Below are 19,079 nucleotides of genomic sequence, written 5' to 3' on the forward strand. Positions count from 1 at the left end.
GGATGACGGTGGTCACCGGCAGTTGGGCGTGGAGTGCGCGGCGCCGACGCAGCGACTGCCGACGGGTTCGGCGATCCGGATGCGCCACCACTCGACGACGGTCCGGCCCGAGCCGTCCTTGCAGCCGGATGCCGAGTCGCCGCGGGACGTCAGCACGGTGCCGAGGCCGGCCACGCTGACGGCGTCCCAAGCTCGGCGGTGGGGCAGGGATACGGAGGCTGGCATGACACACCTTCCGGAAGGGAACCGAAACTATCGGTGAATGGCCTCGGAAGTTACGGACACACGACGGGGGTGTCAACGGCCTTGACGAAAAAGACCATTGACACCCCCGATGGGTGCCGAGCGCGTCAGACCTGCCGGGGCTCCCCCGTACTGGCCCTGACCACCAGTTCCGTCGCGAGCTCCACCCGCGACGAGGCCGGTGCGACGGACCGGGCCAGGTCGAGGACGAAGCGGGCCGCCAGCTTGCCCATCTCCGCCAACGGTTGACGGACCGTCGTGAGCGGCGGAGCCGACCAGCGCACCTCCGGGAGGTCGTCGAAGCCGAGGACACTCATGTCCTCCGGCACCCGCAGCCCGCGCCGGCGCAGTGCCTCGATCGCCCCGAGCGCCATCTGGTCACTGGAGGCGAAGATGGCGGTGGGCGGCTGGGCCAGGTCCAACAGCTGGTTGCAGCCGGTGAATCCGGACTCGTGGTAGAAGTCGCCGGGCACGATCAGCGCGTCATCCACCGGCACACCGGCCACGTCCAGCGCGGCCCGGTACCCGTCGAGCCGGGCACGCGAGCACAGCAGCCGGGGCGGGCCCTCGATGAACCCGATCCGGCGGTGACCGAGCCCCAGCAGGTGCTCCGTCGCAGCCATCCCGCCCGCCCAGTTCGTGGCACCGACGGTCGGCGCCTCGGTGGCCGGCGAACCGGCCGGGTCGACGACCACCAACGGCACGCCCAGGCGCCGCAGTTCGTCGTGTAGCCCCGGTTCGAGAACCGAGGTCACGAGGATCACCCCGTCCGACGCGCGGGCCCGCAAATTCGTCATCCACTGGCGGGCCGCACCCGCCCGGTCGTGAATCGCGGAGACCACCGTGCCCACCCCCGCCTCGTGCGCGACCTCCTCGACGCCCCGGATGATCTCCACCGCCCAAGGGCTGTCCAGGTCGTTGAAGACCAGATCAAGCAGGGCCGCCCGGTCGCCGGGCGCGGGCGGGCGCCGCTGATACCCATGCCGCTGCAGCAGATCCTCGACCCGCGCCCGGGTGGCGGGCGATACGTCGGAGCGCCCGTTGACGACCCTCGAGACGGTCGGGACCGACACCCCCGCCTCCCGAGCGATCTCGGTGATCGTCACCTTGGCCGGCCCGTCCGGGCTCTGCGTGGCTGCCTTGCCTCTGCCGCCAACCCGGGCCACGTTCCCCACCTCCATCGACCTCTGCATCCTGAAAGATCTCCGGATGTCTTCCGGAAACCGTAGGACATGCCGTCGACCATGCGCCGGTCAAGCCGGGTTTTTGTCCGACCCCCCGAACGCCTGGCCCTGAATCTACGCGCCCCCTTCTCCCAGCACCCGGCGCAGCCAGGTCATTTGGCGACGTACGTGCACGGCGTCGCCGTGCTCGTGGCCGTTGAACGGGTAGGCATGGATCTCCCGGACGGCGTCCGCGCCCGTGAGTTCGCCGTAGCGGTGGTACGCCGCGTATGCACCGCTGGGCGGGCAGACCTGGTCGCGCAGGCCGACTCCGAAGTGGGCCGGGGCCTGGGCGCGGCGGGCGAACGAGATGCCCTCGACGTAGCCGAGCGTGCGATACGCGGCGTCCTCCGCGCCCCGGTGCACGGCGAGGTAGGCGGCGATCTCACCGTAGGGCCCTGCGTCGGTCAGGTCGAGGCCGCGCCGGATACCGCACAGCAGCGGCGCCGTGACCAGGACCGCGGCGAGATCGGGAACAAGTCCGGCGACGGCGAGGGCTACTCCCCCGCCCTGGCTGTTGCCCACCGCGGCGATCCGGTCCCGGTCGACGCCTGGCAGGTCTCGCAGCGCGGCGACGGCACACACCGCGTCGGTGATCAGGCGGCGGTAATGGTAGTCGTGCGGGTCGAGCAGTCCACGCACCGCGGGTCCCGGGCCGCCGGCCGCGGCCGCGTGCCGGTCGGGGGTCTCGCCGCCGTTGCCGTACTGGTCGCCCTGGCCACGGTTGTCCATGAGCAGATGGGCGTATCCGGCGTTCGCCCAGGTGAGGCGCTCGTGCGGGAGGCCGCGGCCACGGCCGTAACCCGCGAACTCGACGACTGCGGGCATGAGTTCGCCGCCGTTCGCGGGCCGGGTGTACCAGGCGCGGACGGGGTCGCCGGCGAAGCCGCGGAAGGTGACGTCCCAGCTCTCGACGAGCCGCAGGCCGCTGTCGACGGGGCGGACGCGGATCAGTGGTTCGGGGTGGGTGGCGGACTTCAGTGTGGCCTGCCAGAACGCGTCGAAGTCGGCGGGTTCGTCGGGCTCGGGTCGGTGGCGCTGGAGTTCGTCCAGGGGCAGGTCGAAGGCGGGCACAGGCACCTCACAGCCGGTCTCGGAGCCAACTCCCTTTGACGCAGCACCCATTGACAGGGGTCGGGAGCGGCTTTAGGTTGCGGCGACGTTACCGGAAGATTCCTGAAAGTTCTCGGTACCTCTTTCCTCGCCCTTGTGATGACTTCTGCCTGCCCGTGTGACGAAAGGCCCTGCATGAGCTCCTCCACCATGACGGGCAGCCAGCCCCGCACCGGCGCCCCGCCCGACCCGCCGCCCGGCAAGAAGCTTCCGTCCGGCCGTCGTTCCTGGCGCCGGTCACTGCGCCGCGACTGGCAGCTGTACTCCCTTGCGGTGCTGCCGATCCTGTTCTTCCTGGTCTTCCGCTATCTGCCGGTGATCGGCAACGTGATTGCGTTCCGCCGCTTCGAGCCGGGCGGTTCGATCCTCGGCGAGGAGTGGGTGGGCCTGCGCTATGTGCAGATGTTCCTCAGCGACCCGTCGTTCTGGCAGGTCTTCCGGAACACGCTCTGGATGGGCCTGCTGACGCTGCTCTTCTGCTTCCCGGTGCCGATCGCGCTGGCCCTGCTGCTCAACGAGGTCCGGCGCACCGCACTGAAACGGTTCGTGCAGTCGATCTCGTACCTGCCACACTTCCTGTCCATCGTGATCGTCGCGGGCATCACGGTGCAGATGCTGGCGTCGGACGGCCCGATCAACCACATGCTCACGACGTTCGGCCACGATCCGGTCCGGTTCATCCAGGAGCCCGGCTGGTTCCGGACGATCTACGTCGGTTCCGAGGTCTGGCAGACGGCCGGCTGGGGCACGATCCTCTATCTCGCCGCGTTGAGCACCATCGACGAGGACCTGTACGAGGCGGCCCGGATCGACGGCGCGAACCGCTGGCAGCAGACCTGGCACGTGACGCTCCCCGGCATCCGCCCCACCATGGTCACGCTGCTGATCCTCAACATCGGCACGTTCATGGTGGTCGGCTTCGAGAAGATCCTGCTGCTCTACAACCCGCTGACGTACCCGACGGCCGACGTCATCTCCACCTATCTGTACCGCACCGGTGTCGAGTCGAACTCCTTCAGCTATGCCGCCGCCATCGGCCTGTTCGAGGCGGTCATCGGCCTCCTGCTGATCACGTCCGCGAACCGACTGTCGCGCAAGACCGTGGGGACGAGCCTGTGGTAAGCATCGAGACCGGGCCCCGCGCCGCGACGACCGTGACCAGCCCGACCCGCGGCTACCGTGTCTTCCAAGGCGTCAACGCCGTGATCCTGACGCTGGTCGTGGTGGTCACGCTCTACCCGATCATCAACATCGTCGCCCGCTCGTTCAGCGGGGAGCGCCAGATCCGGGCGGGCGAGGTGACGCTGTGGCCCAAGGGCTTCAACCTCACCACGTACAAGATCGTCTTCCAGGACGGGACGTTCTGGCGCAGCTACGGGAACACCGTCCTCTATACGGTGCTCTCCACCGCTGTCGCCATGGCCCTCACCACGATCTACGCGTACGTCCTGTCGAAGAAGGACCTGCGCGGGCGTACGTTCCTCGTCGGCATCGCCGTCTTCACGATGTTCTTCTCCGGCGGTCTGATCCCCAACTACGTGCTGATCACCAGCCTCGGCCTGAAGAACTCGATCTGGGCGATCGCCCTGCCGAACGCCATCAGCGTCTTCAACCTCCTGGTGATGAAGGCGTTCTTCGAGAACATGCCGGCGGAGCTCGAGGAGGCCGCGCAGATCGACGGCCTGAGCACGTACGGGACGCTGCTGCGGATCGTGCTGCCGTTGTCGAAGGCCGTCATCGCGACCATGGTGCTCTTCTACTCGGTGTCGTTCTGGAACTCATGGTTCTCGGCGTTCCTGTACATGGACAGGGCCGATCTGATGCCGGTCACCGTCTATCTGCGCAACCTCATCGCGGGCGCCACCGAGGGCGGCAACGCGGGGGCCGCGGCCGACCAGCTCACCCAGGCCGCCGCGAACATCCAGTCCGTGACCATCGTGCTCACGGCACTGCCGATCCTCGTCGTCTACCCCTTCGTTCAGCGGTACTTCGTCTCGGGCGTGATGCTCGGCGCGGTCAAGGGCTGAGCGCGACCGCTTCACGCACGAACGCAATCACACCTCAACAGACTTGTAAAACAAGGGAGTTCACGTGACAAACACGGGCCAGCTGTCGAGAAGGTCGCTGCTCGCCGCGGCGGGGTTCGCCGGACTCGCCGTACTCACCGGCTGCGGCAGCGGTGACGACGGCGGCGACAGCAAGGACCTGTCGAAGAAGCGGAACGGCGCCATGAAGAAGTACGACGCCGGCGAGCAGTTCAAGGCGACCAAGGCACTGTCCTTCGCTGTCCTGCACAACGACAACCCCACATACCCGCTGAAGAAGAACTGGCTGTTCTGGAAGGAGGTCACCAAGCGCACGGGCATCACACTGCAGCCCGTCGACGTCCCGCTGAGCGACTACGAGAAGAAGCGCAGCCTGCTGATCGGCTCGGGTGACGCCCCCTTCCTGATCCCCAAGACGTACCACCCCTCCGAGGTCGCGTTCGTGTCGTCGGGCGCGATCCTGCCGGTGAGCGAGTACGTGCACCTGATGCCCAACTTCCAGGACAAGGTGAAGCGGTGGAACCTGGAGCCCGAGCTGGACTCCATCCGCCAGTCCGACGGCAAGTACTACCTGCTGCCCGGGCTCCACGAGAAGCCCAAGTCCGGATACTCGCTGTCCTTCCGCACCGACGTCCTCGAAAAGATCGGCGTGAGCCTGCCGTCGACGTGGGACGAGGTGTACGACGTCCTCAAGGCGATCAAGGCGGAGTACCCCGACAGCTACCCGCTCTCCGACCGCTGGAGCACCAACACGGTCTTCCCGGCGGCCGCCCTCCTCAGCTATCTCGGGCAGGCGTACGGCGTCCGGGCCGGCTGGACGTACGACAACATCACCTTCGACACGAAGGCGCAGAAGTTCGTCTTCACCGGGGCGAGGGACGAGTTCCGCCAGGTCATCGAGTATCTGCGCAAGCTGGTCGCCGACAAGCTGATGGACCCTGAGAGCTTCACCCAGACCGATGACGACGCGGTGAAGAAGCTGCTGGCCGAGAAGTCCTTCGCGATCAGCGCCAACCCGCAGGAGCTGGTGCAGAAGTACCGCTACAACCTGGAGCGGCAGGTCAAGGGCGCGAAGATCGAGATGATTCCGGTGCCGATCGGCCCGGCCGGTGAGGTCGTGATCGACGGCATCCGCCTGGAGAACGGTCTCATGATCTCCAGCAAGGCGCTCAAGAGCGACAACTTCGTCGCGCTGATGCAGTTCACGGACTGGCTCTTCTACTCGGACGAGGGCCAGGCGTTCTGCAAGTGGGGTGTCGAGGGCGTCACGTACACGAAGTCCGGCGGCCAGTACAAGCTGAAGCCCGGCATCAGCCTCATGGGTTCCGACCCCAAGGCCCCCAAGGATCTGCAGAAGGACTACGGCTTCTTCAACGGCGTCTTCACCTACGGCGGCAGCTGGGAGCTGGTGTCCTCGTCCTTCAGCCCGGACGAGAAGAAGTTCCAGGACGTCATGGCCCTGCGAAAGCAGATGCCGATCGCCCCGGCACACCCACTGCGGTCCGCGGAGCAGGAGCAGGCCTCGCTCTGGGAGACGCCGCTCACGGACCACGTGAACCAGAACACCCTCAAGTTCGCTCTCGGCAAGCGGCCGCTGTCCGAATGGGACGACTACGTCGCCGAGCTCAAGGCCAAGAACATGCAACAACTCGTGGATCTGCACAACAAGGCCTACGAGCGGTACAAGAAGGAGAACGGATGATCCGCGTCCCGGCCGAGCAGCAGGGCGTGCTCTCCGAGGCGTGGCGGGCGTGCGTCGGCACGGGCCGCCTGGAGCTCGCCCTGCGGCGCGACTACCAGGACTCCCTGGCTCTGCTCCAGAAGGAGATCGGCTTCCGGCACATCCGCGGCCACGGCCTGTTCAGCGACGGGATGGGCGTGTACCGGCCGTACGAGTGGCAGGGCGCCCGGCGGGTGCATCATTCGTTCACCTACGTCGATCAGGTCGTCGACGCCTGCCTGGAGCTCGGTATCCGCCCCTTCCTCGAACTCGGTTTCATGCCGGGCGAGTTGGCGTCGGGCGGGCAGACCGTCTTCTGGTGGCAGGGGAATGTGACACCGCCCTCCTCACACCGGGAATGGGCGGACCTGGTGCGCGCGACACTGACCCACCTCGTGGACCGTTACGGCCTGGAGGAGGTGCGCGACTGGCCCGTCGAGGTGTGGAACGAGCCGGATCTGCCGGACTTCTGGGAGGGCGCCGACCAGGCGGCGTACCACCGTCTCTACGAGGTGACGGCGCATGCGGTGAAGGACGTCGACGCCTCGCTCCAGGTCGGCGGGCCCGCCGTGTCGCCCGGCGCGGACGAGGGCTGGCTCGGGCGGTTCGCGGAGTTCGTGGAGCGGCGGGATCTGCCGGTCGACTTCGTGTCACGCCACGCGTACACCTCGGGGCCCGCGCAGCCGGTGCCGTTCGGGACGTACCAGACGCTGGCCCCGGCCGAGCGGCTGCTGGAGCAGTTCGGGGCCCCGCGGCGCGAGCTGAAGGGCACATCACTGGCCGAACTCCCGGTCCACATCACGGAGTTCAACTCCTCCTACCGACCCGACAACCCCGTCCACGACACGGCCCTTCACGCCGCGTACCTGGCCCCGGTCCTGGCGGCCGGCGGGGATCTGGTGGACTCCTTCTCATACTGGACGTTCAGCGACATGTTCGAGGAGGTGGGAGTTCCGACGGCGCTGTTCCACGGCGGTTTCGGGCTCCTGACGCACCGCCAGGTCAGGAAGCCCACGTACCACCTGTACGCGTTCATGGCCCGCATGGGCCGTGAAGTGCTGGCCCGTGGTGACGACCATCTCGTCACCCGCCACCCTGACGGGCGGATCACGGTCCTGGCGTGGGCGCCGCCCGGGACAGACCTGCACACGCTGCGGCTGTCCGTCCCGGTCGGCGACACCGAGCGCGGCACGGTCTTCCTCCGTCGCTCCAGCGTCGACGAGGAGCGCGGCAACGCGTACACCGCGTGGCGCCGGATGGGCAGCCCGCGCTCACCACGCCCGCACCAGCTCGACATGCTGCACGACGCTGCGGAACCGGGCAGGTCCCATCTCCGGCTGCCCATCGAGGAGTTCAGGGTGGACGTCGACCTCACACTCCAGCGGCACGAGGTGACTCTGGTCGAGCTCAGCCCGGTGATCGAGGAGTCTCCCGACTGGTGGGACGAGAGCCGGATTCTCGGGGGCGGGGGTTCCGGATGAGCGCCACACAGGCCGGCTCCCCCGCAGCGGACGTGCCGCGCGCCTCCCGCGTCTTCGGTGACGGACCGCTGTCGCGGGCCTGCGCCCTCATCCACACGCTTCTGACCGTCGAGGGCCTGCTGCTGCTCACGCTGGCGCCCAGCCTGCTCGGGCTCCTGTTCCTCGGTGCGGACCCGGCGAACCTGCCGCTGGCGGCGCTGTGCCTCGCGCCGCTCGGCCCGGCCCTGTCCGCCGCCCTGTACGCCCTGCACCACCGCAGCCGCGACCTGACGGAACTGCGTCCGGCCCGCGCCTATCTGCGAGGGCTGCGCCTCAACTCGGCCGCCGCGTTACGGATGTGGGTTCCGCTGCTCGCCTGGCTGACCGTCATCGCGTACGGCCTCACCCACTTCGCCTCGACCGGACTGCCCGGCTGGTGGGCGGTACTGCTCGGGGTCATCGGCGTGGGCGCGCTCCTCTGGGGCGCTCACGCGCTGGTGCTCACGTCCCTGTTCACGTTCCGGGCCGTCGACACGGCGCGGCTCGCCGGGTACTTCCTGCTGCGGCACGGCCGGGCAACACTCGGCGCCGCCAGTCTGCTCGTCGTCGCGACCGCGGCCACCTTGTGGTGGACCGAGGCGCTGCCCCTGCTCCTCGCTCCGGCACTGCTCCTGTCGCTGCTGCACACCAGCCGCCCGATCATCACCGAGACCCAGGAGGACTTCACCGCATGAACGGCGTGCCCGCCACCACCGCCATCCCCTACGGCGGTGACTACAACCCCGAGCAGTGGCCCGAGGAGGTCTGGGACGCTGACCACCGCCTGTTCGGCAAAGCCGGGATCGACACGCTGACGGTGGGCGTGTTCGCCTGGTCACTGCTCCAACCCGCGCCGGACACCTACGACTTCACGGTCCTCGACCGGATCCTGGACCGGGCCGCGGCCGCAGGGCGCCGCATCGTCCTGGCCACCGGCACCGCCGCGCTGCCGCCCTGGCTCGCGAAGGCCCACCCGGAGGTGAACCGCACCGACTTCGAGGGCCGCCGGCACGGCTACGGGCAGAGGCACAACTTCTGCCCGAGTTCACCGGCATACCGCCGCCTGTCCACAACGCTGGCGGGACGGATCGCCGAGCGGTACGCGGACCATCCGGCGCTGCTCGCCTGGCACATCAACAACGAGTACGGCGGTGCCTGTTACTGCGGTCTGTGCGCGGAGGCGTTCCGCGGCTGGCTGCGCGAGAAGTACGGCTCGCTGGACGCCCTCAACGACGCGTGGTGGACGACCTTCTGGTCGCACCGCTACACGGACTGGTCCGAGATCGAGCCGCCCAGCGCCCTCACCGAGCACTGGCGCGGCCCGGACCACACCGCTTTCCAGGGCATCACGCTCGACTACCACCGGTTCACCACGGACGCGCTGCTCGGCTGCTTCGTCGCCGAGAAGGAGGCCGTGCGCGCCCACAGTCCGCACACCCCCGTGACCACCAACTTCATGGGGATGTACCGGCCGTTGGACTATCACCGCTGGGCCCCGCATCTCGACTTCGCGTCGTGGGACAGCTATCCGCCGCTGGACGCGCCGCCGACCTGGCCGGCCCTCGCGCACGACCTAATGCGCAGCCTGAAGGGCGGCGCCCCGTTCTGGCTGATGGAGCAGACGCCGTCCACCACAGCCTGCCGCGACGTCAATCCGCTGCGCAGGCCCGGCGAGTTGCGGCTCGCGAGCTGGCAGGCGGTGGCGCACGGCGCGGACGCGGTCCTGTACTTCCAGATGCGGGCGTCGCGCGGGGCGTGCGAGAAGTACCACGGGGCGGTCATCGGCCACGCGGGCCGCGACGACACCCGCGTCTTCCGGGACGTGGCGCAACTGGGACAGGAGCTGGGCCGGGCGGGCGGGGTGACGCTGGGCGCCCGGACGCCCGCCCGGACCGCTCTGCTCTTCGACTGGGACAGCTGGTGGGCGCTGGAGATGTCGGACGGCCCGTCGCGGCTGGTGCGCTACCAGGATGTCGTGCACTCCTACTACCGGGCCGCGCGCACGGCGGGCGCGGACGTCGACGTCGTCCCCGTGACGGCGGACCTGTCGGCGTACGACGTGGTCCTCGCACCCCTGCTGCACCTGGTGAAGGGAGACCTGGCCGCGCGTCTGGAGGCGGTGGCGGAGCGAGGCGGCACCGTAGTGACGACCTACCTGTCCGGGCGCGGTGACGAGCACGACCGCGCCTTCCTCACGGATGTGCCGGGCCCGCTCGGGCCGCTGATGGGCGTCCGGGTCGACGAGTGGGACTCCCGGGCGGCTGAGTGGACGAACCCGGTCGACTTCGGCGACCTGCGCTCACCGGCCCGGCTGGTCTTCGAGCTCGTCGTGCCGCAGGGCGCCGAGCCCGTCGCCACCTACACCACCGACTTCTACGCCGGAACGCCCGCCGTCACCCGAAACCGTTTCGGGGAGCGCGGTGGCGAGGGCTGGTACGTGGCAACGCAGCTCGATGACGCGGGTACGGACCGGGTGGTGCGCCAGGTGCTGTCCCGGCACGGCCTCATCGGTCCGTACGCCGAGGTGGCCGACGTGGAATCGGCGACCCGCGTCACTCCCGACGGGACGCGCCTGTTGTTCCTTCTCAACCATGGTTCCGTAGAAGCGGAGTTGACGGTCCACGAGTCGGCGACGGATCTCCTGACGGGCAAGGAGTACGCGCCCGGCGAGCCCCTCGCGCTGGACCCGCTGGGCGTGTGTGTACTGCGCCTCGCGTGAGCCGTCAGTAGATACGGCGCCCGCCCGCGTCCGGGATCCCGGACTTGCGCAGGAAGTAGCTGTTCACCTGGTCGCGCCACTCGCGGGCGCTGCGCAGCTGCTCCTCGTACAGCTCGGCCACCCGGGCGTGCCGCGCGGGCGCCACCAGATCGGCCAGCGTCGCCCACACTCCTTGTGCCGCCTCGGCCTCCTCGACGCCTTCGAAGTGGGTGTCGTAGATGTGCTGGATCACCGTCTTGCCACTGTGCAGGACGTGCCCGTACGGGACGTGGTGGAAGAACAGGAGCAGTTCGTCGGGGCAGCTCTCGGGCGTCTCGTAGGTCTGTGACCAGGGTTTGGCGTACTGGGCCGCGTACCCGGTGCCGGTGGCGCGGCTGCGGTCGACGCCGATACCCTCGCGGTCGGCGAAGTGGTAGGTGCCCCAGGGGCTGTACTCGTACCCGTCGACGCCGGGCCCGTAGTGGTGTCCGGGTTGCACCATGAAGCCGACACCGAGCGGCGCCGTGTACTTCTCGTACGTTTCCCAGGAGCCGCCCAGTACCGCACGGAGGCCGGAGCGCAGCCGCTCGGGGTCGGCGGTCTCCTCCGGGCTGAACGTCAACTCGGTCCATTCGTCCAGGAGTTGCTGCGGATCGGCGTCCGGCCGCCATGCCAGGCGGCCGTACGCGTACAGGTTGAACTGGGCGAGCGGGTGCCCGGTCCAGTAGGGGTCGGCTCCGGCGTTCGAGACGGCCACCAGGCCGCCACCGTCCGCGAGTTGGCCGACGGTGGCGCCGTCCTCGCCCTCGGGCCGGAAGCCGAGCACCCCGGACCACATCGGCGCGAGCGCGCACACGTGCCGCTGCTGCCCGGTGTACTCCTGGGTGGCCTGCAGCTCGACCGCGACCCGGGTGCGGGACAGGGCGCCGATGACCGGCGAGACGGGTTCGCGGACCTGGAAGTCCATCGGTCCGTGCTTGACCTGGAGCACCGCGTTGTCCTTGAACTGCCCGTCGAGCGCCGCGAAGTGGTCGTACGCGGCGCGCGCCCGGTCCGTGGTCCGGTCGCGCCAGTCCTGTACGTGGTTGTAGACGAAGGCCCGCCAGTGGACGGTGCCGCCGTGCGGGGCGAGCGCATCGGCGATCACGTTCGCGCCGTCGGCGTGACTGCGGCCGTAGGCGAAGGGACCCGGCTGCCCTTCGGAGTCGGCCTTGACGACGAAGCCGCCGAAGTCAGGAATGTGCGCGTACACGTGGTCGGCGGCCGTCCGCCACCAGTCCCGTACACGGTCGTCGAGCGGGTCGGCGGTGTCGAGCCCGCCCAGGACGACGGGCGCGGCGAAGCTCACGGAGAGGAAGGTGCGGAGACCGTACTCCCCCAACTCCACCGCGATAGCGGCCACTTCACTGATGCGGTCGGTGAGGAGCCGGGCCTCGGTCCCATGGACGTTGACGTTGTTGACGCAGACGGCGTTGATCCCGCAGGCCGCGAGGAGCCGTGCGTACGCGCGGACCCGGTCGCGGTCCCCGCGCGCCCGTCCGTCTTCCCAGAACAGCGAGCCGCCCGCGTAGCCGCGCTCGACCTGACCCATCACGGGGTGCACGTCGATGTTGTCCCAGTGGTTGAGCATGCGCCTGGAGAGGGCCGGGCGGTGGGTCTGCTCGGGGGCGTCGGTGAACGCGGCGGCGCCGAGGCGCACGACATGGAAGAAGCCGTACAGGAGGCCGGCCGGAGCGGCGGCCGTGACGGTGGTGCGCCCGCCCGACCGCGTCAGAGTGAAGCCCTCGGGGCCGGTGTCGGCATCGCCGTCGAGTCGGAACACGACGTCTCCGTCACCCTGCAATGCGCCGGCGTTGCCCTGGGCGTACGCGACTTCGGCGCGCAGCGTGTCGACGAGCGGGCCGTCGCCCTCGATCGTGACGCGCCGTGATCCGATGCCACGCAGCGCCGCGTCGGGCAGCCAGGCGTGGTCGATCCCGCTCGGGCCGGTCATGACGCCGCCGCATCGAGCGCGACGATCCCGATCGCCCCGGCGGGTTCGCCGGGCCTGCGGCTGGTCAGGTCCAGGCGGAGACCGTTGCCGTGTACCGCGTCGAAGGTGATGACAGTCGGCTCACCGGACGCCGCCGCCCAGTCGATGTCGGCGTCACGCACGGCGACATAGCGCTTGCCGTCCCAGACCGACACGTCGACCGAGGCGGGCAGGGAATGTTTCGCGTCGACCGTGAAAGAGACTTCGACCCGACCGATCTCGCGCTCCTGCGCCCATGCCATCGACACCCAGTCGGTGGGCCGGGCGCCGTCGAAGGCGGGCAGCAGGGCGGTAGCCGCCTTCTGGAAGGAATTGGACCACTGGGTCGCGGGGTTCCCGTCGAGCATCGCGGCGGGGAGAGTGCCGGTTGCGCCGGAGTAACTCGCGTCGGCGAGTGGGTACTCGGATACTCCAGGCCCGGGGTCGGGTGTGAAGGGTTCGGCCCGCGTGACGGGCCCGCCCGCCGGTCCCGCCACCCGCACGGAGACCTTCCCGGCGCGCAGCCCGTCTGCGGTGGCCGTGACGGTCAGCGCGCCCGGCACGGTTCCCGCCCGCACCATGGCGAGCGCGAGGCCGTGGAAGGCGGTGCGCGTACTGGCCTGGTAGCGCTCGGCGCTCTCCTGCCTCCCGTTGTCCAGACCCGCCAGCCCGCCGCCCTTCACCGCGAATTCGAGGAGGTGCTCGGCGTCGGGGACGACCACGCCGCGCGCGTCGACGACCTCGGCCGTCACGAAGACCAGCGAACGCCCGTCGGCTGCGACGGACCCGCGGTCGGCGGTCAGCCGTACGCCGTGCGGCGTCCCTGCGGTGCGCAGCACATCCGTGGCCACGACCTTCCCGCCCGCGCGGGCGACGGCCTTCAACTCGCCTGCCGCGTACGGAACCTTCCACGACAGATGCAGCTTGCCGGCGCTGCCGTTGGGTGACGTGTAACTGCCAGGGTAGGGACCGGAAATGACGGTCCTGTCGTCATGCGTCGCCTCCGTGGTCTCCAGGTAGGCGCGGCCGTCGCCGGTCTTCTTCGCGTCGAAGGAACGCACGCCCAGGGACCGGCCGTTGAGGAGGAGTTCGACCTCGGCGACGTTCGCGTACGCCCACACCTCCACTTCCTGGCCGGGCTTGTGCGTCGTCCAGTCCATGGGCAGCAGGTGCACCATCGGCTCATCGGTCCACTGGCTGCGGAAGAGGTGGTACATGTCCTTGGGGAACCCGGCGGTGTCGACCGCGCCGAAGAACGACGCCTTCACCGGGAACACGTCGTACGGGGTCGGTTCGCCGATGTAGTCGATGCCGGACCACAAGAACTCGCCCGCGAAGAAGCGCCGGTCACGGTCCTTCTTCAGGCCGTACTCGCCGCTCATCGTCCAGGAGGCGAGGTTGTTGTCGTACGAGGAGGTGGCGCGCCGGCCCGGTGTGTGGTTCTCCCCGGTGTTGAGGTGCTCGGGCTCCTGGTAGGCGCCACGGGTGGACGTCTCCGACGACGACTCGGACTCGAACAGGAACAGGTGCGGATAGCGGGCGTGCAGCGCGTCGACGGACGCGGCGGTGTTGTAGTTGAGGCCGAGGCCGTCCAGCTCGGCCAGGATCAGGTCCGCGGGCGACCCGGCGGCGGGCAGCGAGCGGTACTTGTCGGAGCCGATGACGACGGGCCGGGTCGTGTCGAGGGCCTTGATGTCGGCGACGAGCCGCCGCGCCATCTCCACACCTTCGGCGCGGGTCGAGTCAGGTATCTCGTTGCCGATCGACCACATCAGGACGGCGGGCGAGTTGCGGGCGGCGCGCACCATTTCGGCGATGTCGGCGTCACTGTGGGCGTCGAAGAACCGGCCGTAGTCGTAGCGGTTCTTTCCGGTGCGCCAGCAGTCGAATGCCTCCACGAGCATGACGATGCCGAGGTCCTCGCAGGCCTCGATCACCTCGGGGGCGGGCGGGTTGTGGGACGTGCGCAGGGCGTTCACGCCCATGGACTTCATGATCGTCAGCTGGCGGCGCACGGCGTCGGGCTGGACGGCTGCGCCGAGCGCGCCGAGGTCGTGGTGGAGGTCGACGCCCTTGAGCTTGGCGTGGGTGCCATTCAGCGAGAAGCCGTGGTCCGGGTCGAAGGTCGCGTGCCGCACGCCGAACCGGGTGCGGTAGGTGTCGACGGTGCGGCCGTCCACACGCAGGTCGGTGACAAGGGTGTAGCGGTGGCCCGGGGTGTCGATGGACCACAACTGCGGCTCACGGAGGGTCATCTGGCCGTGCGCCGCGGCCGGTTCGGACCCGACGTCCTTCAGTACGGATTCGGTGCGGGCGACGCGGCGGCCCTTGGCGTCGCGGACGGTGGAGACGACGGTCACAGCCGACGCGGTCGTACCGGAGTCGTTGACGACAACCGTGCGGACGTCGACCCTCGCGTATCCCTTGTCGAGGGTGGCGGCGAGGTCGGGCGTCGTCACGAAGGTGCCCCAGCGCTGGACGTGCACCGGTTCGGTGATCACGAGGCGGGCGCTGCGGTAGATGCCGCTGCCCGAGTACCAGCGACTGCTGGGCAGCCGGTTGCGGACCTCGACCGCGAGGACGTTGTTGGTGGCGCCGTCGGCGTGCAGCAGGTCGGTGATGTCGTGGGCGAACCCGGTGTAGCCGTAGGGGTGGTTGCCGACGAGTTCGCCGTTGACGTAGACGTTCGCGTCCATGTAGACGCCGTCGAACTCGACGGAGATCCGCTTGCCTGCATAGGCGGCGGGGACGGTGAACTTCTTGCGGTACCAGCCGAGTCCGCCGGGCAGGAAGCCCGTTCCGCTGGTCGTGTTGTGTTCCGTCGTGGGGGTCTGCTCGATGCTCCAGTCGTGCGGAACGGCGACCATCCGCCAGTCCGCGTCGTCGAACCCGGGCTGTTCGGCGTCGGCGTAGGCTCCCGTCGGGTCGGTGATGCCGTCGGGGCTGACGAGCGCGAACCGCCAGCCGTCGTCGAGGCCGACGGTGCGGCGGCCGACCGGTCCGGTGCGCTCGGCGGCGGCCGCGCCGGGTGCGGGCAGGGCGAACGTCCCGGCCAGGGAGCCGGCCGCGCTCGCGGCCAGCACGGTTCTACGGGTGACATGCATGAACGAGTCCCCTCAAAGCCAACACTACTCACCAGAAAGCAACTTGAGCGGACTGATTCTTTCGGCTTCGGGGCATGATTAGTCAAGGGCCTTACCAAATATGGTGCCGCGGAATTTGTTGCCTGTGAGGTTTTCCGCCACGGCGCGGGCGAGGAGCGCGTGCCCCTCGTCGCCCGGGTGGACGCCGTCGACCAGCTGCGCCGGGGTGAGCAGGCCGACGCCGGGCAGCAGGGAGAGCCGGTCGTCGCCGCCGCGGAGGGTGTCGCGAGTGGCCCGTTCGACGGCGTCGCGCAGCTGGGCGAGGTTGGCGCCGAGCGCATTGGGGGTCGCTTCGGCATCCAGGCGGTGGACCGGTGAGACGACGAGCAGCGGCGTGCGCGGATGCCCGGTGCGGACGGCGGCGAGGAAAACCAGGGTCGTCTCGTACAGCAGGCCCGCCGTGTGCGGTGTGCGCGACCAGCAGTTCCTCCCGAACGCGACGGTGATGATGTCGGCTTCCAAGGAGGCGAGCTGCTGCGCGGAGGCGAGTTCGCCGCGGGCCGCGCCCGCGTAGCCCAGGTTCACGCCCTCGACACCGAGCGCCCGTCCGGCCACGGCCGGCCAGGCGAGATGCGGCCGGGACGCGGCCCAGCCCTCGACGATGGAGTCGCCGTAAACGAGCCACCGGGGTGCGCGGGCCACGGGTTCCAGCGTGCCGCCGACCGGCCGCACATCGTGGATCAATGGCCTCAGCACTTCCGGCAGATGCACCGTGCACTTTCCGTCGGGACGCGGCAGAGGCAGCCGTACGAGATGGGTGCCGATTTCGGCAGGCACCTCGGCGCCCCCGAGCAGCGTGAACGTGGGCGACTGGCTGGGGACTCCGGGCCCACGCCTGGCCCTGCGTCAGGCCTCCGTCCCCATAGCTCCGGCGTCGGCAAAAGCCCGGCATCCGGTCAGCGTTGACCGAGATCAGGAGTGACTGCGTCGGAAGGCGGCACAGTGCACGGCGACGACAAGATCCCCGGGGGCGAGGCTCACCGTCGACGACGTGGATACGTCGCGCAGAAGCCGGTTTACGCGGCGGGCCGGCACCGTCAGCATCGCCGTCAGATCTGGAGCCAGCTGATGCGTGCCCCCGGGAAGGCGCTGACCCGGGTCGCTCACTTGCAACGGCCGTGAGAGCCGGTCAGGCGTTCGTGCGTGAAACGTGGTCGGGGAGGTCGGTAAGCCGTTCGATGCGGAGCACCGTCTCGTCTGCCGTCGGCGATGGTCCACCGGTGACGAAGTCGATGCCGCGGTCCAGCCAGATGCCGGTGAGCCCGGCGAGGGCGGCTGCGTTCACATCGCTCTCCAGCATGTCGCCCACGTTGACCGCCTGCGCGGGGTCCGTCCGCATCCGCCGGCAGGCGGTGGCATAGGCGACGGGCTTGGCCGCACCGAGCTCGGTCGGGGTCAGGACGGCTTCGAAGTATTCGAGGAGGCCGAAGCGGGCGAGCTTGGCGCGCTGCTGCTCGGGGTCCCCGTTGGTGAGAACAGCCAGACGCGGCCCTCGGGGGAGCCGCTTCAGGGTCTCCAGGCATGGCTGGACATCGGGATAGCACCGCCAGGACTCCTCGAACACGGTGAGGTAGCGCTCGGCGATCCAGGCGTCCAGAAGGGCGGGACTTTCGGGAACCGGCTCGCCGAGTATCGGCAGGAAGGAACGGAGCCTGCGTCGGTGGTGCTCGGCGAAGGAGCACTGACCGGCCAGGTATTCCCGCATGTGGCGCGCCTCCAGCGTCCACCACAACGTCACCAGCTCCTCCGGTGGAGCCGCCGCGTTTGGCGCGGCCTGGACAATCTGGCCGATCGTTTCCAAGACTGCGCTTCGATGATCGACCAGGGTGCCGTCCAGATCGAAGAAGATCACATCCGCCATGGGGTGATCATCTCGTGGCGCCTGCCCCTGACGCCAGAAGGCAGGTAACGCGATCTGCCTTTCGGGATGGTTGTCCAGGTGGTCACAACAGGGCGAACGTTTTCCAATGCGGCACTGGAACCACCCGGCAATCCGCCCAGCGGCCCCGGGCCCCGCACCTCCGCCCAACAGCGTCCAGATACGGGGCTGTTCCGGCATCCGCGGGCACACGCGCCGCGGTGCCGGCTGACACCACCACCCGCCCGCACCCCGGGCCGGCCGCCCACGGCCTTGGCGGCGGGGCGCTCAGTCGTCAGCGATCTGCAGGGCCAGCGCGAAGTGCTCACCGTCAGTCCCTGCGAGCAGGCTGTCGAACACTGGCGTGAGCCCGTTCACTGCGCCGCATGCGACGTCGTGGTTGGTCCACCAGCTGGCCTCCGCTCCGAGGAGGGACACCACCCGGCCCGCCGCGCGCTCGGCGGGCTCGACGGGCAGGTGCCGGTGGCTCGGCCAGAGCAGGTCGACGGCCGCGACCTGGGCCAGGAACGAGGCGGCCTCGTGTGTCTCCACCGGCTCCAGAGCGGCGCAGATCTCAGGGACGGACGGCGGGGTGTAACCCGGCAGGAAGCGCCGCCAGGCCTCGTCCGCCGCGATCGCAGCCAGCAGCGTACAGATCCGGGCCGCCAGCTCCGGCAGGTCAGGTTCCGGCTCATCAAAACGTCCGACCGCCACGTAGACCCGCATCGGCGTGGACAGCTCTGCCATGCCGGCTTCGAGCTCGGCCAGGACCCCTATGGACGTCATGGCGGGATTCTGCCGTACGGACCTGCCCCTCCTCGCCCCGCGCTCAGGCCAGCCAGAACCCTCAAAGCACGCGCGGCTCCTCGATCGCAGCACGCACGCACCCTGCTCCTGCCCCGCACGAGTCGGACGCGGGCTTCCCCTCCGCGGGCTTCCCCTCCACTACGCTGACGCGTCCTGACGGTCATGATCATCGGTGGTAGCGGGTTCCTGGCAGGACACACGGGACACGCAGGCCGGGGTCCTGCGGAACGCGAAGGTCCGCAGGGCCCCGGCCTGTCCTAAGGGTGCATGCCGTCGGCGTACACGTGGACACCGATCCACGCACCGTTAGAAGTAGTGCCTACGTCCCCCCACCATGCGCCCGCTGGCGCCGAGGATCCACAGGACTGCACCGACGACGACGAGGATGCCACCGACCGTCGTCAGCAAGGAGATCCCGACCAACAGGCCGATCACGAGCAGAATGGCTCCGAGGACAATCATGGGTGTTCCTCTCATCAAGTCTTGTCTGTATGCGTCGGGCCTCTGTCCGGCCGGCGGCATCTGCTTCCCGCCGCCTGCCTGGCCCGGAGCGGGTCAAAACCCTGCCACCAGTGAATTTGCGGCCGCTGGGTCTCTGCCGTGCTAGCTCCGTGTGCCCGCCTCCCGGTGGCCCATGCGTCGGCAGTCCACGTCCTTGCCCTCACCGAGGTCTTTCCGCCGCCGTAACAGAGGGAAAAGACCGGCGTCGTGAGGAAGAC

General features: G+C 69.3%; 15 protein-coding genes. 6 read left to right on the top strand and 9 right to left on the bottom strand.

Annotated elements, in window-relative coordinates:
- Positions 1-12: 12 nt before the first annotated feature.
- The 3 genes from OG758_RS02440 to OG758_RS02450 all read right to left on the bottom strand — a co-directional run bounded on the left by OG758_RS02440 (position 13) and on the right by OG758_RS02450 (position 2,540).
- Positions 13-225, bottom strand: coding sequence for a hypothetical protein (locus OG758_RS02440; protein ID WP_326708369.1), 213 nt, complete (start codon positions 223-225; stop codon positions 13-15).
- Between the two features lie 125 nt (positions 226-350).
- Positions 351-1,409: a LacI family DNA-binding transcriptional regulator gene (locus tag OG758_RS02445; RefSeq protein ID WP_326708370.1), complete on the bottom strand. Its 1,059-nt coding sequence runs from the start codon at positions 1,407-1,409 to the stop codon at positions 351-353.
- A 132-nt stretch (positions 1,410-1,541) separates the two neighbouring features.
- Complete coding sequence (locus tag OG758_RS02450) at positions 1,542-2,540, bottom strand: acetylxylan esterase (protein WP_326708371.1); 999 nt, start codon at positions 2,538-2,540, stop codon at positions 1,542-1,544.
- A gap of 174 nt (positions 2,541-2,714) precedes the next feature.
- Here OG758_RS02450 and OG758_RS02455 point away from each other — a divergent pair, with 174 nt between their 5' ends.
- The 6 genes from OG758_RS02455 to OG758_RS02480 all read left to right on the top strand — a co-directional run bounded on the left by OG758_RS02455 (position 2,715) and on the right by OG758_RS02480 (position 10,562).
- Complete coding sequence (locus OG758_RS02455; protein WP_326708372.1) at positions 2,715-3,701, top strand: ABC transporter permease; 987 nt, start codon at positions 2,715-2,717, stop codon at positions 3,699-3,701.
- Positions 3,695-4,606, top strand: coding sequence for a carbohydrate ABC transporter permease (locus OG758_RS02460; protein ID WP_405656254.1), 912 nt, complete (start codon positions 3,695-3,697; stop codon positions 4,604-4,606). Before OG758_RS02455 ends, OG758_RS02460 begins: the two co-directional genes overlap by 7 nt.
- Before the next feature lie 64 nt (positions 4,607-4,670).
- Positions 4,671-6,326 carry an ABC transporter substrate-binding protein gene (locus tag OG758_RS02465; RefSeq protein WP_326708373.1) on the top strand — a complete coding sequence of 552 codons (1,656 nt, stop codon included), beginning with the start codon at positions 4,671-4,673 and terminating at the stop codon, positions 6,324-6,326.
- Positions 6,323-7,825: a GH39 family glycosyl hydrolase gene (locus OG758_RS02470; protein ID WP_326708374.1), complete on the top strand. Its 1,503-nt coding sequence runs from the start codon at positions 6,323-6,325 to the stop codon at positions 7,823-7,825. The genes OG758_RS02465 and OG758_RS02470 overlap by 4 nt, the downstream gene beginning before the upstream one ends.
- Positions 7,822-8,538 (top strand): hypothetical protein, encoded by a 717-nt coding sequence (locus tag OG758_RS02475; RefSeq protein WP_326708375.1) that lies wholly within the window; start codon positions 7,822-7,824, stop codon positions 8,536-8,538. The genes OG758_RS02470 and OG758_RS02475 overlap by 4 nt, the downstream gene beginning before the upstream one ends.
- The gene (locus tag OG758_RS02480) at positions 8,535-10,562 is read left to right on the top strand and encodes a beta-galactosidase (RefSeq protein ID WP_326708376.1); all 2,028 of its coding nucleotides are present in this window, start codon (positions 8,535-8,537) and stop codon (positions 10,560-10,562) included. The genes OG758_RS02475 and OG758_RS02480 overlap by 4 nt, the downstream gene beginning before the upstream one ends.
- A 4-nt stretch (positions 10,563-10,566) precedes the next feature.
- Here the strand turns inward: OG758_RS02480 and OG758_RS02485 are convergent, their stop codons facing one another.
- The 6 genes from OG758_RS02485 to OG758_RS02510 form a co-directional block, all read right to left on the bottom strand.
- Positions 10,567-12,534, bottom strand: coding sequence for an alpha-glucuronidase (locus tag OG758_RS02485; protein ID WP_326708377.1), 1,968 nt, complete (start codon positions 12,532-12,534; stop codon positions 10,567-10,569).
- A complete protein-coding gene (locus OG758_RS02490; RefSeq protein WP_326708378.1) occupies positions 12,531-15,656 on the bottom strand; it encodes a glycoside hydrolase family 2 TIM barrel-domain containing protein in 3,126 nt (1,041 codons plus the stop codon). The genes OG758_RS02485 and OG758_RS02490 overlap by 4 nt, the downstream gene beginning before the upstream one ends.
- 78 nt (positions 15,657-15,734) lie before the next feature.
- Positions 15,735-16,472, bottom strand: a complete 738-nt coding sequence (locus OG758_RS02495) for an SGNH/GDSL hydrolase family protein (RefSeq protein WP_326708379.1) — start codon at positions 16,470-16,472, stop codon at positions 15,735-15,737.
- Between the two features lie 352 nt (positions 16,473-16,824).
- Entirely contained in the window at positions 16,825-17,754 is a 930-nt protein-coding gene (locus OG758_RS02500) for an HAD family hydrolase (protein WP_326708380.1), read from the bottom strand.
- Between the two features lie 87 nt (positions 17,755-17,841).
- The gene (locus OG758_RS02505) at positions 17,842-18,339 is read right to left on the bottom strand and encodes a hypothetical protein (RefSeq protein WP_326708381.1); all 498 of its coding nucleotides are present in this window, start codon (positions 18,337-18,339) and stop codon (positions 17,842-17,844) included.
- 327 nt (positions 18,340-18,666) lie between these two features.
- The gene (locus tag OG758_RS02510; protein WP_266570040.1) at positions 18,667-18,822 is read right to left on the bottom strand and encodes a DUF6131 family protein; all 156 of its coding nucleotides are present in this window, start codon (positions 18,820-18,822) and stop codon (positions 18,667-18,669) included.
- Positions 18,823-19,079 lie beyond the last annotated feature (257 nt).

It is taken from the genome of Streptomyces sp. NBC_01474, assembly GCF_035918215.1.
Taxonomy (GTDB): Bacteria; Actinomycetota; Actinomycetes; order Streptomycetales; family Streptomycetaceae; genus Streptomyces; species Streptomyces aureus.